Here is a 19,841-nt window from a genome sequence, read left to right on the forward strand (position 1 = left end):
TTGTCGTTACGATAATAAAAATTTCATGAGGTTGCTTGTGTCCAGTCCTACCCTTACCGATAAAGTTGCAAAAATGATCTGTCAGGACATCCTGACTGGTGAACTCAAACCAAGTCAAAAGCTTGTAGTTGCTGATCTGAAAGTGAAGTACAACGTAGGTGCATCACCTATTCGCGAAGCACTTGTACAACTGTCTTGGAGCAAGTATGTAAAGCTTGAACCGCAAAAAGGCTGTTGGGTTGCCCCTGTCTGTAAAAAGGAGCTGAATGACCTTTACGAAAGCCTTCGTGTTGTTTCTTCTGTTCTGCTTAAGAAGGCGATTTTAGCGGGTGATGAGAGCTGGGAACTGGATGTATTAACGTCATACCACAAATTGTCTCGCCTGAACTTCGATGAAACTTTCTGCTGGAAAGAGTGGGAAGAACGCCACCATCAATTCCATATTTCTCTATTGGAAGGGGCAGACTCTAAGAACATGTTTGACTTCTTCAGTGACCTGATCAATCAAATCAAGCGTTACCGTTACTTCGCAATGCAAACATTAAGCTCAGAAAAGGATGTACTGTTCAACATTGATGAGCATGAGATGATCATGAAGTTGGTACTTGCGAAGAACAGCGAAGAAGCTATGGACTTACTTGATAAGCACTTGCTAAGCTCAATGGAGCGTATTGAATTGGCGATTGAAACCGCTTAAATCGCACAAAGTCTAGCCATAAAAAAATCGGGAAGTACCCGATTTTTTTGTATTCGCCTTCAAAGCGACGTAGGTTACGCTATATCATCAAAGCTGTGACAAATCGAGACTCGATTACGCCCTGCACTTTTCGATTCATACAAAGCAATATCAGCACACTTATAAGTGCGAGTGCGATCCGCGGTTAAATCACTGTAGCCGACACTCACCGTCACCGACTGTTCTGAATTCTGTTCTACCGCAACTCGCAATCGGTTCAATACCACTTCCGCCTCTTGTGTCGAAGTATGAGGCATGATCACCGCAAACTCTTCACCACCAACACGGGCGACAAAATCGGTATTTCTAACGCCTTCTTGCAACGTCTCCGCGACACTAAGAATCACTTTGTCACCCTCATCATGACCGAGTTCATCATTGATGCGCTTAAAGTGGTCGATATCAAACAACGCCAAACAAGTTGTGGGGGTATCAGGATAACGCTCAAACATATTGGCATGCTGCGTCAATTGTTCTTCAAACTTCCTACGGTTCCAAAGACTGGTTAAACCGTCTTTTTCACTCAAGTTACGTAATTTTTCTTCCAACAATTTTCGTTCAGAAATATCCACCAACGACGTAATGTAGTAACTGACTTTTCCTGATTTGGCCATGATAGCTTGGATACGCATGATGGCCGTAAATACATGGTTGAGCTTCGTTCGACAACGAACTTCCCCCTCCCAAACATGTTCCACACCCAACTTACTCCAAATCGAAAGGATGTTTTCAATGTCTTCCGGCAAGAAAATCAGATTATGAGCGTTCCAACCTCGCAATCGATTTGATGAGTAGCCCATCATGTTCTCAAACTCTTGGTTCACCATCATGATGCGATGTGATGTGTCTGAAATCATCACAGCGGTCATGCCATCCAACGCGGCACGAGCCAACTTGGATTCGATACTATGCCGACGGTAATGGAGTGCCAACGTGGTAATCGGCAAAGCGAACACCAGCATCAAACTGAGGACAAATAAGGCTTCTTGGGCTAAGTCATCAATATCTCTTTCTGCTCGTTCAAGCAGTTGTTCTTGAGAAAGATCGATGATCAGATGCAATGGTTCACCAGGGACAAACTCAATGGTGTTGAACGCAATGAGGTGTTTACCGTCATACCCAAAACCCATTTTTTCTGAGCCCATATTTTGCCAAATGTCTGGGTGCATTAGGCCAAAATTAAAGCGATCACGATCTGGAATGATGTCGCCATACAATTTGTCACTGTGTAAGCTCGCGACATAAAAACCGGGCTGGTTAATCAGTTCGATGTTGAAATCTCGAACCGGTGAATAGTTCAATCGGGAGGAGAGGTATTGAACGTCGATATTTAATACCAAGTACCCTTCTCGTACCCCATTCATCGCGACAGGCATCATGATTCGAACTGATGGTCGATATGGGTGAATCAAGTCACCATTTTCTTTTTCTAATTCAATACCCCAAGACCCAATTTGATCGTCTTTAAGGTTTTGCGCATAAAGAAAATATTCTCGTTCGGACTTGTCTTGAAGCTTACGAGCAGGAGCCGCAGTACGAGTTTTGAAGTCGTAGTTAATACGGACATTCTCTCGACCAGCAAGGTTTAAAAAGCGGATCTGCGTGTACCACTTTTGGTTCACCGCAACTGAACTCCACACCTCTTCTAGAATCGCTAAATTTTTGGGATTAGGGTGTCGTAAATAGTCATAAAGACTTTGACTGTGACCGAGCAGGTCGCTAATGGAGGATATTTGGTCCTGAACGTTATTGTATTCACGTTCAGAATAGGCCAATTGATGAAGTGCTTCCTTGGCCGTATTTTCTACATTATTAGCCAACAAGCTTTGGTATTTTTGATAATAATAGGTAGAGATTAACGCGCTAAAAAATAGCGTTGTCGCCAACAAAGAGCCGACTAACCTTCTGACTTTCACGCGTACTACTACCCATTTTGTTTACGAAACCATCAATTATATCATCAGTTGTTATTTTCTAAACAAAAAGCCATCGATTTCACGATGGCTTATCACAAATACCCAATGACTTGGATAGAAGGTTTCAGTTATTACGGCTTAAGACAGCGCTCTCCGCGAGCAACCCCAACCACACCACTTCGTGCTACCTCTACCACTTCAGTCACTTCTGAAATAGCTTGAATGAACGCATCCAACTTCTCACTGGTTCCCGCCAACTGAACGGTGTATTGAGAAGCGGTCACATCAACAATCTGCCCACGGAAGATGTCAGCCGTGCGTTTCACTTCTGCTCTCGCAAAGCCGCTCGCTTTCACTTTCACCATCATCAGCTCACGCTCAATGTGTTCAAACTCTGTCACCTCTTGAACTTTAAGCACATCAATAAGCTTATGCAGTTGTTTCTGAATCTGCTCTAATTGCATCTCATCAGAGTTGGTCGTGATGTTCAAACGCGACAAGGTTTCATCATCGGTTGGAGATACGTTCAACGATTCAATGTTGTAACCACGCTGAGAAAACAGACCGACAACGCGAGACAATGCACCAGGTTGGTTTTCCATTAACAAAGAAATAATGTGTCTCATATTACGTTCTCTCCGTTTTGCTTAGCCACATTTTGTCCATACCCTCGCCTTTAATCTGCATTGGGTATACGTGCTCGGTTTCATCTACGTTGATGTCGACAAACACCAAACGATCTTTCATATCCAACGCTTTTTGTAGACCCGCTTCAAGTTGATCTGGCGTTTCAATACGGATACCGACGTGGCCATAAGCTTCTGCAATTGCAGCAAAATCAGGAACAGAACTCATGTACGAGTTAGAGTGACGACCTTGGTAAATAATGTCTTGCCATTGTTTTACCATGCCTAAGAATCGGTTATTTAGGTTGATGATCTTCACTGGAATGTCGTATTGCATTGCCGTCGACAATTCTTGAATGTTCATCTGGATACTGCCATCACCAGTGACAACCACCACTTCTTCTTCTGGCATCGCGAATTTCACACCCATACCAGCAGGCAAGCCGAAGCCCATAGTGCCAAGGCCGCCAGAGTTTATCCAACGACGCGGCTTATTAAATGGGTAGTACAACGCGGCAAACATTTGATGCTGACCTACATCCGATGCCACGTAAGCATCACCATTGGTGAGCTTGTGCAGCGTTTCAATCACTTGTTGCGGTTTAATGCGTTCCGGAGAGGTCTCATATGCTAGGCAATCACGCTCACGCCATACTTGGATGTCTTTCCACCACTTAGCGATGGCTTGCGTATCATTACTGCTGTTTTGCTCATTCAGCAAGCCAACCATGGTCGCGAGCACCTTATCGGCAGAACCTACGATAGGCAGATCCACTTTGACGTTTTTCGAAATCGAAGACGGGTCAATATCGATGTGCATGATCTTCGCGTTAGGACAGTACTTTTCTAAGTTATTCGTCGTACGATCATCGAAGCGCACACCAATACCAAAGATTAAGTCGGCTTCATGCATCGCCATATTGGCTTCATAAGTACCGTGCATACCTAACATTCCCAACGAGTTCTTATGCGTCCCTGGGAAGGCACCTAAACCCATCAGGGTGCTAACAACGGGCAGATTCAATTCATCGGATAAGGTTTGAATGTGCTCATGCGCACCGGAAATCACCGCACCGCCACCAATATAAAGAACCGGCTTCTTCGCCTCTACTAGAGCTTTAAGCGCTTTTTTGATCTGGCCCTTATGGCCTGAGGTCGTTGGTTTGTACGAACGCATCGAGATGTTTTCAGGATACTCGTAAGGAAGCTTGATTTGCGGATTCAAAATATCCTTCGGCAAATCAATCACAACCGGACCAGGTCGGCCAGTTGTCGAGATATAAAACGCTTTTTTGATCGTCTCAGGAATGTCTTCTGCCTTTTTAACCAAGAAACTGTGTTTTACGACAGGGCGAGATACACCCACAATGTCACACTCTTGGAAGGCGTCGTTACCGATAAGATTATTCGGCACGTTACCTGAAATAACGATCATTGGGATCGAGTCCATGTACGCTGTAGCAATACCCGTGATGGTATTGGTTGCACCAGGACCCGAACATACTAGCACTACGCCCGGCTTACCGGTTGCGCGAGCATAACCATCGGCCATGTGAGTCGCAGCTTGCTCGTGTCGTACTAATACGTGTTTAATTTGGTCGGTTTTTGCGTGCAGTGCATCGTAGATATCCAGAACGGATCCACCAGGGTAACCAAAGATTTGCTCTACGCTCTCTTCGATCAGAGATTGCACTACCATCTCTGCGCCTGACAACATTGCTGTCATAATTGCTCTCCTTACCAGTTTTCCTCTCCGTAAGGCCAACGGATTGGGCTGGTTTTACATAGTCTAGGTCTTATTCGTAGCCTAATAGAAATACTTCCACTTTTTCAGCTATGTCCTGCGCTTGTCATAACAAAACGCAAGGTAACACAACAAATGTAACGTTTTATTATCAATGGGTCTAATGAGAGTTGAGTCAAAATTTAAACAAGATGCTATAAATCAGAACAAAACTAGGATTAGGCACTAACCAATAAGCACAAATTAGAATCAAGACCATGCTCAAGGGAGAAATAAAGTGAATAATTTCACCAAAAATCACCAAAAAGAACAATTTCTCCTTCAAGAAGGGGATTAATAAGTGTGAAATACGGGCACAAAAAAATCCCCAACGGCATAATCAAGCCAGCTGGGGATTTTTTCATCAATCTGAAATCTAAGTCAGCTTAAGTTACTTTTTATCTGACTTTTCGTTGTACATTTCTTCAATTTCATCTTGGTATTTATCGTTAATCACTTTACGACGCAATTTCTGAGTCGGTGTTAATTCACCTTCATCCATCGAGAAAGCTTTTGGTAACAGTTTGAATTTCTTAACTTGCTCAAACTTCGCTAGCTCTTTTTGTAGGTCGTTTACGCGCTTCTCTAACATTTCTACCACTTGGTGGTGTTTGATCAACTCAACGCGGTCGTGATATTTGATGTTCAGTTCTTTTGCGTACTCTTCTAGCGAGTCGTAACACGGTACGATCAGCGCAGATACAAACTTACGTGTATCGGCAATCACAGCAATCTGCTCAATAAAGTGGTCTTTACCGATCGCACCTTCAACAACCTGAGGCGCAATGTACTTACCATTTGAGGTCTTCATCAGCTCTTTAATACGGTCAGTAATGAACAAGTTGCCATTTTCATCAATGTAACCTGCATCGCCCGTTTTCAAGAAACCATGTTCGTCGAAAGTCTTCTCGGTTTCTTCTGGCATTTTGTAGTAACCACGCATCACCATTGGACCACGCACTAAGATCTCGTTGTTTTCACCGATCTTAACTTGTGCGCCAGGCATTGCCATACCGATAGAGTCAGGACTAAAGCATTGGTCATCCCAACAAGAAACTGTTGCTGTTGTTTCTGTCATGCCGTAGCCAAGCTTTACGTTGATACCGATTGCGTGAAAGAAGCGACCAATCGTCTCATCCAACTTCGCACCGCCACATGGCATGAAGTTGATGCGACCACCCAGCAATGCGCGTAGCTTACTCAGAACCAGTTTATCCGCCAGAGCGTATGACTTACGCAGCATCAACGATGGCTTGCGATTTTCTTGATGACATGCCGCCATCTTCGCGCCCATGTTAACTGCCCACGTGAACATCACTTTACGGTGGATTGGAGCACGGGATACTTTCTCATGGATAGCAGAGAAAATTTTCTCATAGAAACGAGGTACCGCACTCATAACAGTAGGGCGCACTTCGCTTAGTGCATCACGCACTTGCATGGTGTCTTGTAGGTAGCAGTTAGTCGCGCCTTTGTAGAGCACATAGAACGTCCAAGCTCGCTCAAATACATGTGATAGCGGAAGGAAACACAAAGACACATCATCTTCCGTCAAACTTAAACGCTCATCGTGGCCTTCAAGCTGAGCCGAAATGTTAGCGTAATCCAACATTACGCCTTTTGGCTGTCCCGTGGTACCAGAGGTATAAATCAATGTAAGAAGATCTTCTTCTTGCGCCTGCTCTAAACGAGAAGTTAATTCGCTCTGATGACTATCGTCACCTTTAGCGATGAAATCATCCCACGTCATTGCAAACGAGTGTTCGCCAAGTTCAATGTCATTCGACATCGCGACAATCAGTTCTAGCTGCTGACATTCGCCAAAGATGCTGACGGCTGCGTCAAATTGAGGCTGCTCACCGACAAACAGTACTTTTACGTCTGCATTGTCGATGATGTAAGCAGACTGCGCTGCTGTGTTGGTTGGGTAGATAGGTACGGTTACGCCACGCAATTGCAGCGCTGCAAAATCAGCGATGGTCCATTGCGGCATATTGTTCGAGAAGATACCGATCTTATCTTGAACGCCCAATCCTTGAGCCAAAAGTGCAAGTGACAAAGCATCTACTTGCTGCCCAAACTGCTCCCAAGTAATACCCTGCCATGCATCACCCACTTTATGTTTGAGTGCAACACGAGTACCACCTTTCGCAATTTGTTCACGAATACGTTTAACGATATGAAAATCTAACTTGGCCATTCTCTACATTACCTTTTGGCTTGCAGGCGTAAGCTATTTGAGCGCACAAGTGTAACCTCGACGCCTAAAAACGCAACTGACCATTATCAAACTTATCATTATTAAGAGAGCACTATCACTAATGAGAGCATAGCAGGTCTTTAACTGTTGAAGGTTTAATCAACTTAAGTCGCTGTTTCGGTTATTAATTAGCAGAAATAAAAAGACCCCGAGAGACAGAGTACTCTCGGGGCCAAGGAATTGTAAAAATTGATGATTACAAATCCAGTCTGACCAGTTAGTCAGACGATAAATTAAGCTTGTTTAAGCGCAACCACTTCACCACAAGTGATCATTAGCTGGTCGCGTAGCCAGATGTGGCCTTTGTCTTTCTCGCTTGATTCATGCCAGCTTAGGTAACCGCTGATTTCTTTGTTTTCAAACGGGAAATCTAGGATTTGTAGTTGATCGCTGTTTACTGCGTTTTCAGCCATCCAACGTGGTGCAATCGTAACAAGTTCAGATTGGCTTACTACGTATAGCAGGTTGCTTAGGCTTGAACCTTCGTACGCAGCTTGGCAGTCAAGCTCACGGTACGCTTGCTCAGAGAAACTACGTTGGCCATGTACACGTGAAAGCTTCGCGTGTTTTTCGTTGATCAGTTGCTCAGCAGATACGCCACCTTGAATACGAGGGTGCGTCTTAGATGCAATCACAACTAACTCATCTTTGAAGATTTCAGTGCTTGAGAAACCTTGGTCATCGAAACGTGCATAGTCAATTACGAAGTCGATTTCTTGGTAGCGCATGCGTTCAGATAGAAGACGATCAAATTCCGCATCTAGGTGAAGCTGTACGCTTGGCGCTTGCTCGTTGACGTTCGCCATAATGCGAGGTGCAAAACGCATGTCACATGGGCTACAAATCGCTAGCTTAAATAGACGAGTTGAAGACTCTGGTTGGAATACTGAGCTTGGTAGTTCATTACGGATAAGTTGTAGTGCTTGGCGGATTGGACCAAACAGTTGACGAGCACGTTGAGTCGGCTGAATACCGCGACCCTGACGCATAAATAGCTCATCGTTGAACATCACTTTTAGACGTGCAACCGCATTACTTACTGCTGGTTGTGACATGCCTAGGTTGTGCGCTGCACGAGTAATGTTTTGCTCTTGCATCACAGCATCAAATACGGTCAATAGGTTTAAATCTACACCACGCAATGTGCTTTCCATACGGTAGCTAGCAATTGCGCTCATCGCGTCTTTTTTATCTAACATTGAGTGCGCCTCTTTGTAATCGTCAATTTGGTTCAATGAATTCTTAACGAATAGAATCTCTGTGCGCACAAACAACCGTGGCTGGATTCAGATCATTTTCAGGAATAGAACACCGAATTTGTATTATATTTATCGTCCGGATATTTCCGGCTTGAACTGTACTATCAACTAATCAATCAAGGTTTCGCAACTAGATTGATATTTAATCATTAAATTTTAGCCAATTAGGTATTTAATCTTTAATTATCATAACCTTAAGAAAAACATAAAAAAGTATAAAACGACTAAACCAGAGATTTCTGACAACCTATTTAGCACGTTAATGACATTCTACAAGGCTCACACAACTCATTTGCCCAACTTATTCTTTGCGGTCCACTTCAAAAACCAGCGTCAATACTTTGGTTCACAAAGTGCACAAATCAGTTAAAGAGGCAGCAAAATCACAGTGAATAGAAATGATATTGAGGGCATAAAAATTCAGCAGCTTCGCAAAGAAACTGCTGTTATTGAAAAGACAAATGAATGGGTTATATATTGGAGACGTAGCTAGGAAAATCAACTTGCTCCCACAGCTCTTCAGAGAGCTTCTCTGGTGTGTCCCACGCACCTTGCAAGACCCATGATGCGATGGCTTTCGCTACGTCTGGGTATTTGACGCTTTCAGCTTGCTGCTCTTTCAACCACTGACGAACAATTGAAATATCCAGACTCTCCATCGATGTGGCTAGACCAAGATCTTCTAATGTTGCAACATTGCTCTGCTGTTCAAATTGTCCAGCGAGTGGCTTGAGCAAAAGTTTTTTGCCCAATGACAACGCCTCCGATGGCAATTCAAACCCACCATTGGCAATCACACCACTGCAACGTTGAAGGTGATGCTGGAAGTTGGTGTGGCACAGCGGTCTCAGCTCGATATTCTCAATCCGCTCACACTCAATCACGTTAGGGTGATAGCAAACAAACGTCTGTTGGTTAAAATGAAACAGCAAATCACTGATGTCTTCTATCGATTCGAATGGCAAATACACTAAAACAAAGTCGTCGTTATCCATGGTGTTTTCTAACGTATGCACAATCGGAGGTAATATCGGTTGGTCGAAATGATACCAATGCAACCCTAAATGATGCTGCGAAGGAGCGAAATGCTCAATGACAGACTTATCGAACCAACTCGCGCCTTTCAGTGGTACTGGATAACGGAACGCATTTTGGTGACTGATGCCAATGCATGGTTTGTTTTGCTTACGAGCCGCCCAAGCTGAAACGGGCTCAAAATCATTGATAACCAAGTCATAGCGAGACAAATCCAGTTGCTGAACTTCTTTGAAAAACTGAATCAGATTGTTGCTCAATACCGTTTTGGCGTAATTTACCGAGCCTTTCTCTGTGATAAAAGTAAAACCTCGACACGTCTGATAATCACCGAATGCTTCCATCGAGAAATATTTCTCAGGCTCACGACCTGAAAATAGAAAATCAACCTGAACTTCATGCGCTTTAAATGCCTCACTCATCGCTCTCGCTCGAGCAATGTGACCATTTCCCGTTCCTTGAACACCGTACAGGATTTTCATTCATTAGCCTCCTACTATGGCCAAAGCAATAGAACCACAAAGGCCGCCTAACAAAGCGCCAATGATGATGTCAGTGAAAAAATGCACCCCGAGCAAAACGCGCGACGTGCCAATTAAGCTCGCCCACACAAAGGCGAAAGTTCCAAGCTCTGGGTAAAAATGATTGATGATGGTCGCCATCACAAAACCAGCAGCCGTGTGTCCAGAAGGTAAGCTGTAGCGATCTGAAGGGGTAATAAAAGCAGGAAGCATTGCGCTCAGTTCTTCGGGCCGACGTCGTTTAAAGCTGCTCTTTAACGTCCAATAAATCGGGAGCTCGATAGCAAATGCAATCAGACCAGCGAGTAAAAACCACTGCCCTTGCTGTTGATCTAAAAACCAGGCTAACAAACCAAGTACAACATAAAGGTGCCCATCTCCGCTGTGTGAGACCCCTTTACTGATGTTGGCGACCTGCTGATTAAAACGGTGCTGTAAGCACACACTAGAAAACGCCAAATCGAACTTAGCGATAGTGGCGATTGGCTGTGAAATTGTCTCTAAAGCTCGCATGTTACTTCCCTTTACTTTGACAATACCTTTGTATGAAAAGTAGGTGCTGAAAGTGACAGCTACATGACGAGAATTTGGACAATTGATGACAAATGATGTTTCAGAGAGAGAGGGGAAAAGCCTGAAGAGGCATAGGCTTCAGTGACACAATATTGGTATCACTGAAGATTCAAAATGGTAGGCGTTGCGAATTACGATCGATCCGAGCTCTCAGCTGGCGCATCGATATACCAGATTTTTCTCTGCTTGCGACAGGCTCGAAGCGAGCCTGTGGTGATATTGCCATTTTTGGTCAGTTCGTAACTGAGATCACGACAGGTGTAACTACCGAACAACTCGTTATCTTTTGGCTTATCTACCGATGAAGTTTCGTCACTTAACAGAGGGTTAGGTTTGATAGAAAGAATATCGCGATTCACGACATTGCTGCGAGCATAGTCTTTATGGACATAACCTCTGATCAGGCCTTTTTGTTCAACCAAAAACCAAGGTTCTCCTTCCACTTTGGCAATCGCGTTAAACACTTCACCTTTTGTTAGCTCCCCCAACTTCTCTCCATCTAAGCTAGGATTAGATCGCAAGTTAAGTGTGGTTTTCGAACGATAAGAGACATCCATAAACTCTAACGTTTTTGATGTGTCCACACCCTCAACGACGGGACGGCTGACTTCAGCCTCTTTCCATTGATTTGGCTGAACACGAATCTTCCACCATGTGTAAGTGTCCGGGTCTTTACCTTTAAACTTATCGCGGTTATCTGATTCCAATGCCACCAGCATTTGATTTAAAAAGGACTCGCGTCCATCTTCACTTAAATACTGATCCATTTGATGATTAATCACCATGACACTTTGGGCATGATCATTTCTCATCACAGAAGAAGCCGTTGCTTCAGCCGATCCAAACTGAAGCAGCTGACAGCCAGACAGAGAAAGTACCGCTATCGCCAGTGTCGAACGTCCGAGTTGTTTCGCGAAATCCATCAATCCTCAACCTATTTGCTTGTAAAATCCATCCATGCAACCGCTCTACTATAAAACGCTCTAATGGAATTAGGCTAATCAATTAACCCCTTTGTGTGATAGCTCGCAAAGCGTGCGGTATAAAACTTCTATCTCTATTACTCCTCTCATGATTAAGACTTGCTCGAATACAATTTTCCACGCACTAATAAGTGTGCAAAAAAAAGCGGCTACCAAAGTAACCGCTTTTCGACTCGTTAATGGTTGGTTGAAGTTCGGTTCCACACTTCTGTTGACCAGGTGTTATTGCTTCGCTCTCGCTGTACGATTCCCTTACTATCGTAGCTATCAACCTGTCGTTGCCATTCCGTCATCTCACCCAATTTTGTCCCTGCTTCATCAAAATACTCCGAAGTACTGTAGCTAAACTGCTGGCATACCTCCGCCTGATATTGCTGGCCGTCCACATCGTAATTAATCGTTTTCTTGCCCGCGTAGGTTTGGCTGTACATCACGTTACCAGTGCGCCAATCAACGAGCTGGTCGTCATCACTATCGCTGCCATACTGAGTGGAAGGATCATGGATTGAGAATTGACTGTACGTAACATTAGGAATTCGATAATAAGCATTTTCGCTCCACGCTAGTTGCTTAGTCGTTCGAGAACCCCATTTAATATCAACATCACTATTCGGCTCATACCCTTCTACGCCCAGCCAATCTCCGTTTTGACCACGATGGTAGTGCTCTTTAAACCAGGCGGTACTATCGAGTAAAATCGCAAACAGTTGCTCCAGACGAACATTCATGTCATTCCACTGATAGTTTTCATTCACTAACAGGTGCCACTCGTAATTCGCCTCCTGCTCAACATACTCATCAAACTCATTGAAGCGAGAGCGCTGCATTCGGTAGGTGTTGATATCGCCAACCTCAGCGACATATTCACCCTCTTCTAGAGAAGCCAAACATTGCTCGAAAGTGGCGAACTCACCTTCTGGGACTCTAGAGAGTATCGGGTCTTTACCATAAGCTTGATGATTGATGGTAAAGCCTTCCAATTGCTTGACGTAGTTACTCCATCCCCAAACAGGCGTCACTTTTGCCTCGTCAGCATACTCCATGTATGAACGTTCACTTTTCACCACCAGATTTTGGCTAGCGGTGTAGTTTGTCGTTGTCTCTGAAATATATACTGGCACAGGCTCGTTGCTGCCATCGTTGTCTACAAAGGCATAGTTGCCCTCATTCCCTGAAATACACACTTCAACGAGAGTGCCATCCACATTTAAAATGTCTTTTCCTTTGTAGAACAAAGTGGTGGCGTCTTGATTAAAAGTTGGAGACTCGACATCGGTGTTCCATTTATGGATACGAGTGTAATCAACAACTAGTGGAGTATTGAGTACCACGTCGTGCTCTTGCTGAATCGTAGGGACAAAACCCCACCAACGATAGTAGGTGTCATGTAAACCGTAATACATACCGCTTACCGCGTCGGTATACTCTAACTCTGCAATCGGATCCCATTCACTGACAGCACCACCAAAATCCGGTGTCACTTGGGTAACATGGAAAGTTCGATCCGACAGTAATCCATTAGGTAAGCCTGATTGCTGGCCAAGTAAGATTTCGGTTTGAGAAAACTGTTGGGTGTCACCATTGTTCATTTCTCGCTTAATGGAATAAAGCTTACTGTCTCGCCTTTCATCAATCCCCACTGTAGAGAACTGATTCTCAGGTAAAGAAGCAACACATTGCGCTAACGTATTCGGTATGTTGAGGGCTTCAAGTGGTTGGTTATCTTCAGCATCTAAGTAACCATCACCATCATCATCGTTGTCAGCATTGTTACCAATCCCATCTCCATCGGTATCCAGTGTTTCCGTCGGATCGTTTGGCAAGGCATCTGCATTATCGCCTACACCATCTTTATCACTGTCTTTCGATTCTGAGGCATCACTTGGGAAGGCATCATTGTTGTCACCAACACCGTCCTTATCGCTGTCTTTAGATTCTGATGCATCATTTGGGAAAGCGTCGCTGTTGTCGCCAACTCCGTCTTTGTCACTGTCTTTAGATTCTGTCGCATCAGTTGGGAACACATCGCTATTGTCACCAACGCCATCTTTATCGCTGTCTTTAGATTCTGATGCGTCAGTTGGGAAAGCATCACTATTGTTGCCGACACCGTCTTTATCGCTATCTTTAGATTCTGATGCATCAGTTGGGAAAACATCGCTATTGTCACCAACGCCATCTTTGTCACTGTCTTTAGACTCTAATGGATCATTTGGAAAGGCATCGTTATTGTCACCAACACCATCCGTGTCACTGTCTTTAGACTCTGAGGCATCATTTGGGAAGGCATCGCTGTTATCACCGACACCATCTTTATCGCTGTCTTTCGTTTCTGAGGGATCGTTAGGGAAAGCATCTGCATTATCGCCCACAGCGTCTTTGTCTGTATCTTTGCTCTCACTTGGGTCAAGAGGGAAAACGTCTTGATTATCCCCAACCTTATCACCGTCGGTGTCGTACCATTCAGTATCATCATTAGGAAAGGCATCAAGCGCATCAATAATAAGATCGCCATCGCTGTCATGAGTGGAAACGAGCATCAGCTCATTCGTTTCAGGATCTTTAATCACGATATGATCATCACCAGCATTCTCGACCAAAAGGTTCACTTGCTCAGAATCTGCGATAATGTTTTGGGCTTGTTCAAGCTCTTGAACGGAGGCAGGCATAGCACCAGAAGCAACTAAAGAGACCGCACTTTTTTGTACTTTCTTCGCCTCTTCTGTTTGGGATTCAATATAGTCAGAAACCACCGACGCTTCACTTACCCCAAGAGCTTGTGCAACCTCGCTTACTGCCTGCTGATAAGCATCCGCTTCACTAGCATTGGTAACGCCCATGCGCATTTTAGCTTCAACCAATGTCGTTAATGGCGTAACAACCTTGCCCTGATAAGCGACCATCAACAGATCTTCAGCAATGGGTTTACCATGATCTACGTCGATCGCGATACCTGCTTCAGCAAAGGTGATGAGTTGGTAGTCGTTAATGTCATCGATTTGAGTCAGATCCAGAGAAACCGCACCAGTTTCATCAGTGGTACCACTTACCTCTCCGTCTTCCAAAATGTAGTTAACGCTGTCTTTTCTTTCTAACCATACTTTTGCATTTTGAATGTAGCCATCTATCACCTTAACGGTTAACACATTGTCGATAACCGTTGGCTGATTGGAATCGTCACCACCACAAGCAGAGAGAACCAAAGCACTACTGATCGCCAATGCAACTCGGGATTTATAAAACATAACTCACCATCCTTGATTAATTTGCCCTCCATTTTAAATATCTCTCCGCCAGTCGTAATATATTCACCCAACTAATAACAAGAGCTCGATCGAAAAGAACTAAGAAATATTACGTAACTAAAACTCAGTAAAACAAACGGTTACATTTAGTATCAAAGCGCAATAAACACCTGCATTTAAAGCTATTATGAGACTAAAAAGTCGCACCCTCTGAGCAAAATAAAAACGATTCACGCTGCGAATAGCCGCCAACGCTTGAGTCCTCCTAAAAGCCATTAACAGAAATCCACTCATCCGATATGAATAAAAAATCGACTTTAGGGTTGACGTGTTCCATTGAGTGCGGTACTAATTTGTTAACTTAATTTTGTGGAATGCTTAACAACTATGTCAGCACGTTTTTCTATCCTGCTTAGCCTCCTCCTGATCGTGACCAATTCGCGCGGGTAGGCTGTGGAAGAAAAATAACCACACCAATTTCTAAGAAACCCGCATGCAAATGCGGGTTTTTTTATATCTAAATACCGGAAGTAAACGATTAAATTGCACGAAAAGTGCAGAAATCATGAAGGAAGCAAACATGAACGATCAGGTCATTATATTCGACACCACATTGCGTGATGGCGAACAAGCGTTGTCAGCAAGCTTGACGGTTAAAGAAAAACTGCAGATTGCCTATGCGCTGGAAAGGCTAGGCGTTGATGTTATCGAAGCGGGTTTTCCTGTTTCTTCTCCGGGTGATTTCGAATCCGTACAAACCATTGCAAAACACATCAAAAATAGCCGAGTTTGTGCCCTTTCGCGTGCCGTTGCGAAAGATATCGATGCTGCTGCTGAAGCGCTAAAAGTCGCGGACGCATTTCGAATCCACACTTTCATCTCAACTTCGACTGTTCACGTTCAAGACAAACTACGCCGTAGCTACGACGATGTTGTAGAAATGGGCGTAAAAGCCGTAAAACATGCGCGTAACTACACCGATGACGTTGAGTTTTCTTGCGAAGACGCAGGTCGTACGCCAATCGACAACCTGTGCCGCATGGTTGAAGCAGCCATCGATGCTGGCGCAAGCACCATCAACATTCCAGACACCGTTGGCTACACTGTGCCAAGTGAGTTCGGTGGCATCATTGAAACTCTATTCAACCGTGTACCAAACATCGACAAAGCGATCATCTCTGTTCACTGTCACGATGACTTGGGCATGTCGGTTGCTAACTCTATCGCCGCTGTTCAAGCGGGTGCTCGCCAAGTAGAAGGCACCATTAACGGTATCGGTGAGCGTGCGGGTAACTGTTCTCTTGAAGAAATCGCGATGATCCTAAAAACGCGCCAAGAATTCATGGGTGTGCATACGGGTCTAAAACACGACGAAATCCACCGTACCAGCAAGTTGGTGAGTCAACTATGTAACATGCCAATCCAGAGCAACAAAGCAATCGTTGGTGCTAACGCATTCAGCCACTCTTCCGGTATTCACCAAGATGGCATGCTAAAGAACAAAAACACTTACGAGATCATGACGCCTGAGTCGATTGGCCTTAAGAACCAAGCATTGAACCTAACCAGTCGCAGTGGCCGTGCTGCGGTTAAGAGCCACATGGACGCGATGGGCTACAAAGAAGAAGAGTACAACCTAGATGCGTTGTACGAAGACTTCTTGAAGCTTGCTGACCGCAAAGGTCAGGTGTTCGACTACGATCTAGAAGCACTAATGCACTTCTCGAACTTGCGTGAAGAAGACGACTTCTACAAGTTGAACTACCTAAGCGTGCAATCTGGCAGCGTAATGGCAACCACCAGCGTCAAAATGCAATGTGGCGATGAAGAAATGTGTGAAGCTGCCGTCGGTAATGGCCCAGTTGATGCGCTATACCAATGTATCTACCGCGTGACAGGTTACGAGATCGTCCTAGACAAGTTCGACCTAACGGCAAAAGGCGAAGGTGAAGATGGTCTTGGTCAAGCAGACATCATCGCTAACTACAAAGGTCGTAAGTACCACGGTACCGGTGTTTCTACCGATATCGTAGAAGCATCTGGCCAAGCGCTATTACACGTTATCAACAGCATTCATCGTGCCGATAAGATTGAAGAGATGAAGCAAAAGAGAATTGCGACGGTTTAATGATTAATTCATTGGAGCTTGAGCCTCACAACTCAGGCTCCAACCAAATTCGTTTTAGACAAACTCAAAAATTTAGAAAAATTAAAGGATTACCATGACAGACAAATCATACAAAATTGCCGTTTTACCAGGCGACGGCATCGGCCCAGAAGTAATGGCGCAAGCACACAAGGTGCTAGATGCAATCGAAAAGAAACACGGCATTGCGTTTGAGCGTGACGAGCACGATGTAGGTGGTATCGCGATTGATAATCACGGTTGCCCACTTCCAGAAAGCACAGTAAAAGCGTGTGAAGAGTCTGATGCAGTCCTATTCGGCTCAGTTGGCGGTCCTAAGTGGGAACACTTGCCACCAAATGACCAACCTGAACGCGGTGCCCTACTACCACTACGCAAGCACTTCCAACTGTTCTGTAACCTACGCCCAGCGCAAATTCACTCAGGTCTTGAAGCTTTCTCACCACTGCGTGCAGACATCTCCGGTCGTGGTTTTGATATCGTTGTTGTTCGTGAACTGACGGGCGGCATCTACTTCGGCCAACCAAAAGGTCGTGAAGGTGAAGGTCCAACAGAGAAAGCGTTCGACACTGAGGTGTACCACCGCTACGAAATCGAACGTATTGCAAAAATCGCTTTTGAGTCTGCTCGTCTACGTCGCAAGAAAGTGTGCTCAATCGACAAAGCGAACGTTCTACAAAGCTCAATCCTATGGCGTGAAGTGGTCGAAGAAATCGCAAAAGACTACCCAGATGTTGAGCTGTCACACATGTACATTGATAACGCAACCATGCAGCTTATCAAAGACCCAGCACAGTTCGACGTAATGCTATGTTCAAACATCTTCGGCGACATCATTTCTGATGAGTGCGCGATGATCACTGGCTCTATGGGTATGTTGCCATCAGCGAGCCTAAACGAAAGCAAATTCGGTCTGTACGAGCCAGCAGGCGGCAGTGCGCCAGATATCGCAGGTAAGAACATCGCTAACCCAGTGGCACAAATCCTATCTGCTGCACTGATGCTGCGTTACAGCCTAGGTGAAGAAACGGCGGCACAAGACATCGAAACGGCCGTTTCAAAAGCACTATCTGCGGGTGAGCTAACGGGTGACCTTGCTGGTGACAACCCAGCACTTTCGACGTCTGAGATGGGCGATAAGATCGCTGAGTACATCTTAAACTCTTAATACAAAACAGATTCATAATAAATACTAAATCCTCGGTCAACCAATGGCTTTCCTCCAAGTCATTGGTGCAATAGCAAGGCAGCAAGCCCATTTATCTTAAGGCGTTTAGTTCGCTAAATAACTGGATAAATGGGTGTCGCTAACGCAGTTATTGCGGCAAAGGCAACGAGGAAAGGAAGCAAACAATGGGCAAAACACTATACGAAAAAGTCTACGACGCACACGTTGCCGTCGCAGCAGAAGGGGAAAACCCAATCTTGTACATCGACCGTCATTTGGTACATGAAGTGACGTCTCCGCAAGCATTTGACGGCTTGCGTGAAAAAGGTCGTAAAGTGCGTCAGGTCAGCAAAACTTTTGCGACTATGGACCACAACGTTTCGACAACCACCAAAGACATCAACGCATCCGGTGAGATGGCTCGTATCCAGATGGAAACGCTATCGAAAAACTGTGAAGAGTTTGGCGTTACGCTTTACGACATCAACCACAAATACCAAGGCATTGTGCACGTCATGGGCCCAGAGCTTGGTATTACCCTGCCGGGCATGACCATTGTTTGTGGCGACTCGCACACTGCTACACACGGTGCATTCGGCTCTCTCGCTTTTGGTATTGGTACATCTGAAGTTGAGCACGTATTAGCAACTCAAACGCTAAAACAAGCCCGCGCTAAAACGATGAAGATTGAAGTGAAAGGCAAAGTAACTCCTGGTATCACCGCTAAAGACATCGTACTTGCGATCATCGGTGAAACCACAGCTGCTGGCGGAACAGGCTACGTGGTTGAATTCTGCGGTGAAGCGATCACAGACCTTTCAATGGAAGGCCGTATGACCGTGTGTAACATGGCGATTGAGCTAGGTGCTAAAGCCGGTCTAATTGCGCCAGATGAAACCACATTCGAGTACATCAAAGGCCGCAAATTCTCACCTCAAGGTGCCGATTTTGATGCAGCAGTAGAATACTGGAAGACATTGAAAACGGACGATGATGCCCAGTTTGATGCAGTTGTGACGCTAAACGCAGCAGACATTAAGCCACAAGTCACTTGGGGAACTAACCCAGGCCAAGTGATCGCGGTAGATCAACCGATCCCAGCACCAGAAAGCTTTACCGACCCAGTAGAGAAAGCTTCTGCTGAAAAAGCACTGGCATACATGGGCCTAGAAGCAGGCAAAGCACTTTCTGATTACAACGTCGATAAAGTCTTCGTTGGTTCTTGTACTAACTCACGTATCGAAGACATGCGCGCAGCCGCTGAAGTAGCGAAAGGTCGCAAAGTCGCGTCTCACGTTCAAGCGCTAATCGTTCCTGGCTCTGAGCAAGTAAAAGCGCAAGCAGAAGCGGAAGGCTTGGACGTTATCTTTAAAGAAGCGGGCTTTGAGTGGCGCCTACCGGGTTGTTCGATGTGTCTAGCAATGAACAACGACCGTTTGGGGCCTCATGAGCGCTGTGCGTCTACTTCAAACCGTAACTTTGAAGGTCGCCAAGGCCGTGATGGCCGTACCCACTTGGTTAGCCCTGCGATGGCAGCGGCAGCGGCAATTGCTGGTCACTTTGTTGATATTCGTGAGTTGGATTAGGTTA

Annotated in this window: 13 protein-coding genes; 4 read left to right on the forward strand and 9 right to left on the reverse strand. The window is 45.0% G+C overall.

The features are described from left to right. Positions 1-25 precede the first annotated feature (25 nt). Positions 26-697, forward strand: coding sequence for a GntR family transcriptional regulator (locus BCT11_RS14225; protein WP_081094899.1), 672 nt, complete (start codon positions 26-28; stop codon positions 695-697). A gap of 74 nt (positions 698-771) precedes the next feature. Here BCT11_RS14225 and BCT11_RS14230 read toward each other — a convergent pair whose 3' ends face one another. The 9 genes from BCT11_RS14230 to BCT11_RS14270 all read right to left on the reverse strand — a co-directional run bounded on the left by BCT11_RS14230 (position 772) and on the right by BCT11_RS14270 (position 14,937). Next, the gene (locus BCT11_RS14230) at positions 772-2,652 is read right to left on the reverse strand and encodes a diguanylate cyclase (protein ID WP_039974700.1); all 1,881 of its coding nucleotides are present in this window, start codon (positions 2,650-2,652) and stop codon (positions 772-774) included. Positions 2,653-2,783: 131 nt separating this feature from the next. Further along, the gene (gene ilvN, locus BCT11_RS14235) at positions 2,784-3,278 is read right to left on the reverse strand and encodes an acetolactate synthase small subunit (protein WP_009843336.1); all 495 of its coding nucleotides are present in this window, start codon (positions 3,276-3,278) and stop codon (positions 2,784-2,786) included. Position 3,279: 1 nt separating this feature from the next. After that, positions 3,280-5,004 carry an acetolactate synthase 3 large subunit gene (locus BCT11_RS14240; protein WP_102388569.1) on the reverse strand — a complete coding sequence of 575 codons (1,725 nt, stop codon included), beginning with the start codon at positions 5,002-5,004 and terminating at the stop codon, positions 3,280-3,282. A 448-nt stretch (positions 5,005-5,452) separates the two neighbouring features. Then, the gene (locus BCT11_RS14245) at positions 5,453-7,261 is read right to left on the reverse strand and encodes a long-chain fatty acid--CoA ligase (RefSeq protein WP_102388570.1); all 1,809 of its coding nucleotides are present in this window, start codon (positions 7,259-7,261) and stop codon (positions 5,453-5,455) included. 293 nt (positions 7,262-7,554) lie between these two features. Beyond that, a complete protein-coding gene (gene calR / locus BCT11_RS14250) occupies positions 7,555-8,520 on the reverse strand; it encodes a LysR family transcriptional regulator CalR (RefSeq protein ID WP_038866143.1) in 966 nt (321 codons plus the stop codon). Positions 8,521-9,050: 530 nt separating this feature from the next. Further along, positions 9,051-10,097: an MJ1255/VC2487 family glycosyltransferase gene (locus BCT11_RS14255; protein WP_042599775.1), complete on the reverse strand. Its 1,047-nt coding sequence runs from the start codon at positions 10,095-10,097 to the stop codon at positions 9,051-9,053. A 3-nt stretch (positions 10,098-10,100) separates the two neighbouring features. Further along, complete coding sequence (locus BCT11_RS14260) at positions 10,101-10,649, reverse strand: phosphatase PAP2 family protein (RefSeq protein WP_102388571.1); 549 nt, start codon at positions 10,647-10,649, stop codon at positions 10,101-10,103. A 191-nt stretch (positions 10,650-10,840) separates the two neighbouring features. Continuing rightward, positions 10,841-11,632: an SH3 domain-containing protein gene (locus tag BCT11_RS14265; protein ID WP_102388572.1), complete on the reverse strand. Its 792-nt coding sequence runs from the start codon at positions 11,630-11,632 to the stop codon at positions 10,841-10,843. A 236-nt stretch (positions 11,633-11,868) separates the two neighbouring features. Continuing rightward, entirely contained in the window at positions 11,869-14,937 is a 3,069-nt protein-coding gene (locus tag BCT11_RS14270; protein ID WP_102388573.1) for a thrombospondin type 3 repeat-containing protein, read from the reverse strand. 580 nt (positions 14,938-15,517) lie between these two features. On the opposite strand from BCT11_RS14270, the gene leuA reads away from it, so the two are divergent. From leuA to leuC, 3 genes are all read left to right on the forward strand, one after another. After that, entirely contained in the window at positions 15,518-17,065 is a 1,548-nt protein-coding gene (leuA, locus tag BCT11_RS14280; protein ID WP_010445640.1) for a 2-isopropylmalate synthase, read from the forward strand. Positions 17,066-17,159: 94 nt separating this feature from the next. Then, positions 17,160-18,251, forward strand: coding sequence for a 3-isopropylmalate dehydrogenase (gene leuB / locus BCT11_RS14285; protein ID WP_005430431.1), 1,092 nt, complete (start codon positions 17,160-17,162; stop codon positions 18,249-18,251). Between the two features lie 185 nt (positions 18,252-18,436). Then, positions 18,437-19,837 carry a 3-isopropylmalate dehydratase large subunit gene (gene leuC / locus BCT11_RS14290; RefSeq protein ID WP_039974695.1) on the forward strand — a complete coding sequence of 467 codons (1,401 nt, stop codon included), beginning with the start codon at positions 18,437-18,439 and terminating at the stop codon, positions 19,835-19,837. The last annotated feature ends 4 nt before the right edge of the window (positions 19,838-19,841 follow it).

Origin of the sequence: Vibrio sp. 10N.222.52.B12, assembly GCF_002875385.1 — a bacterium.
GTDB lineage: Bacteria > Pseudomonadota > Gammaproteobacteria > Enterobacterales > Vibrionaceae > Vibrio > Vibrio jasicida.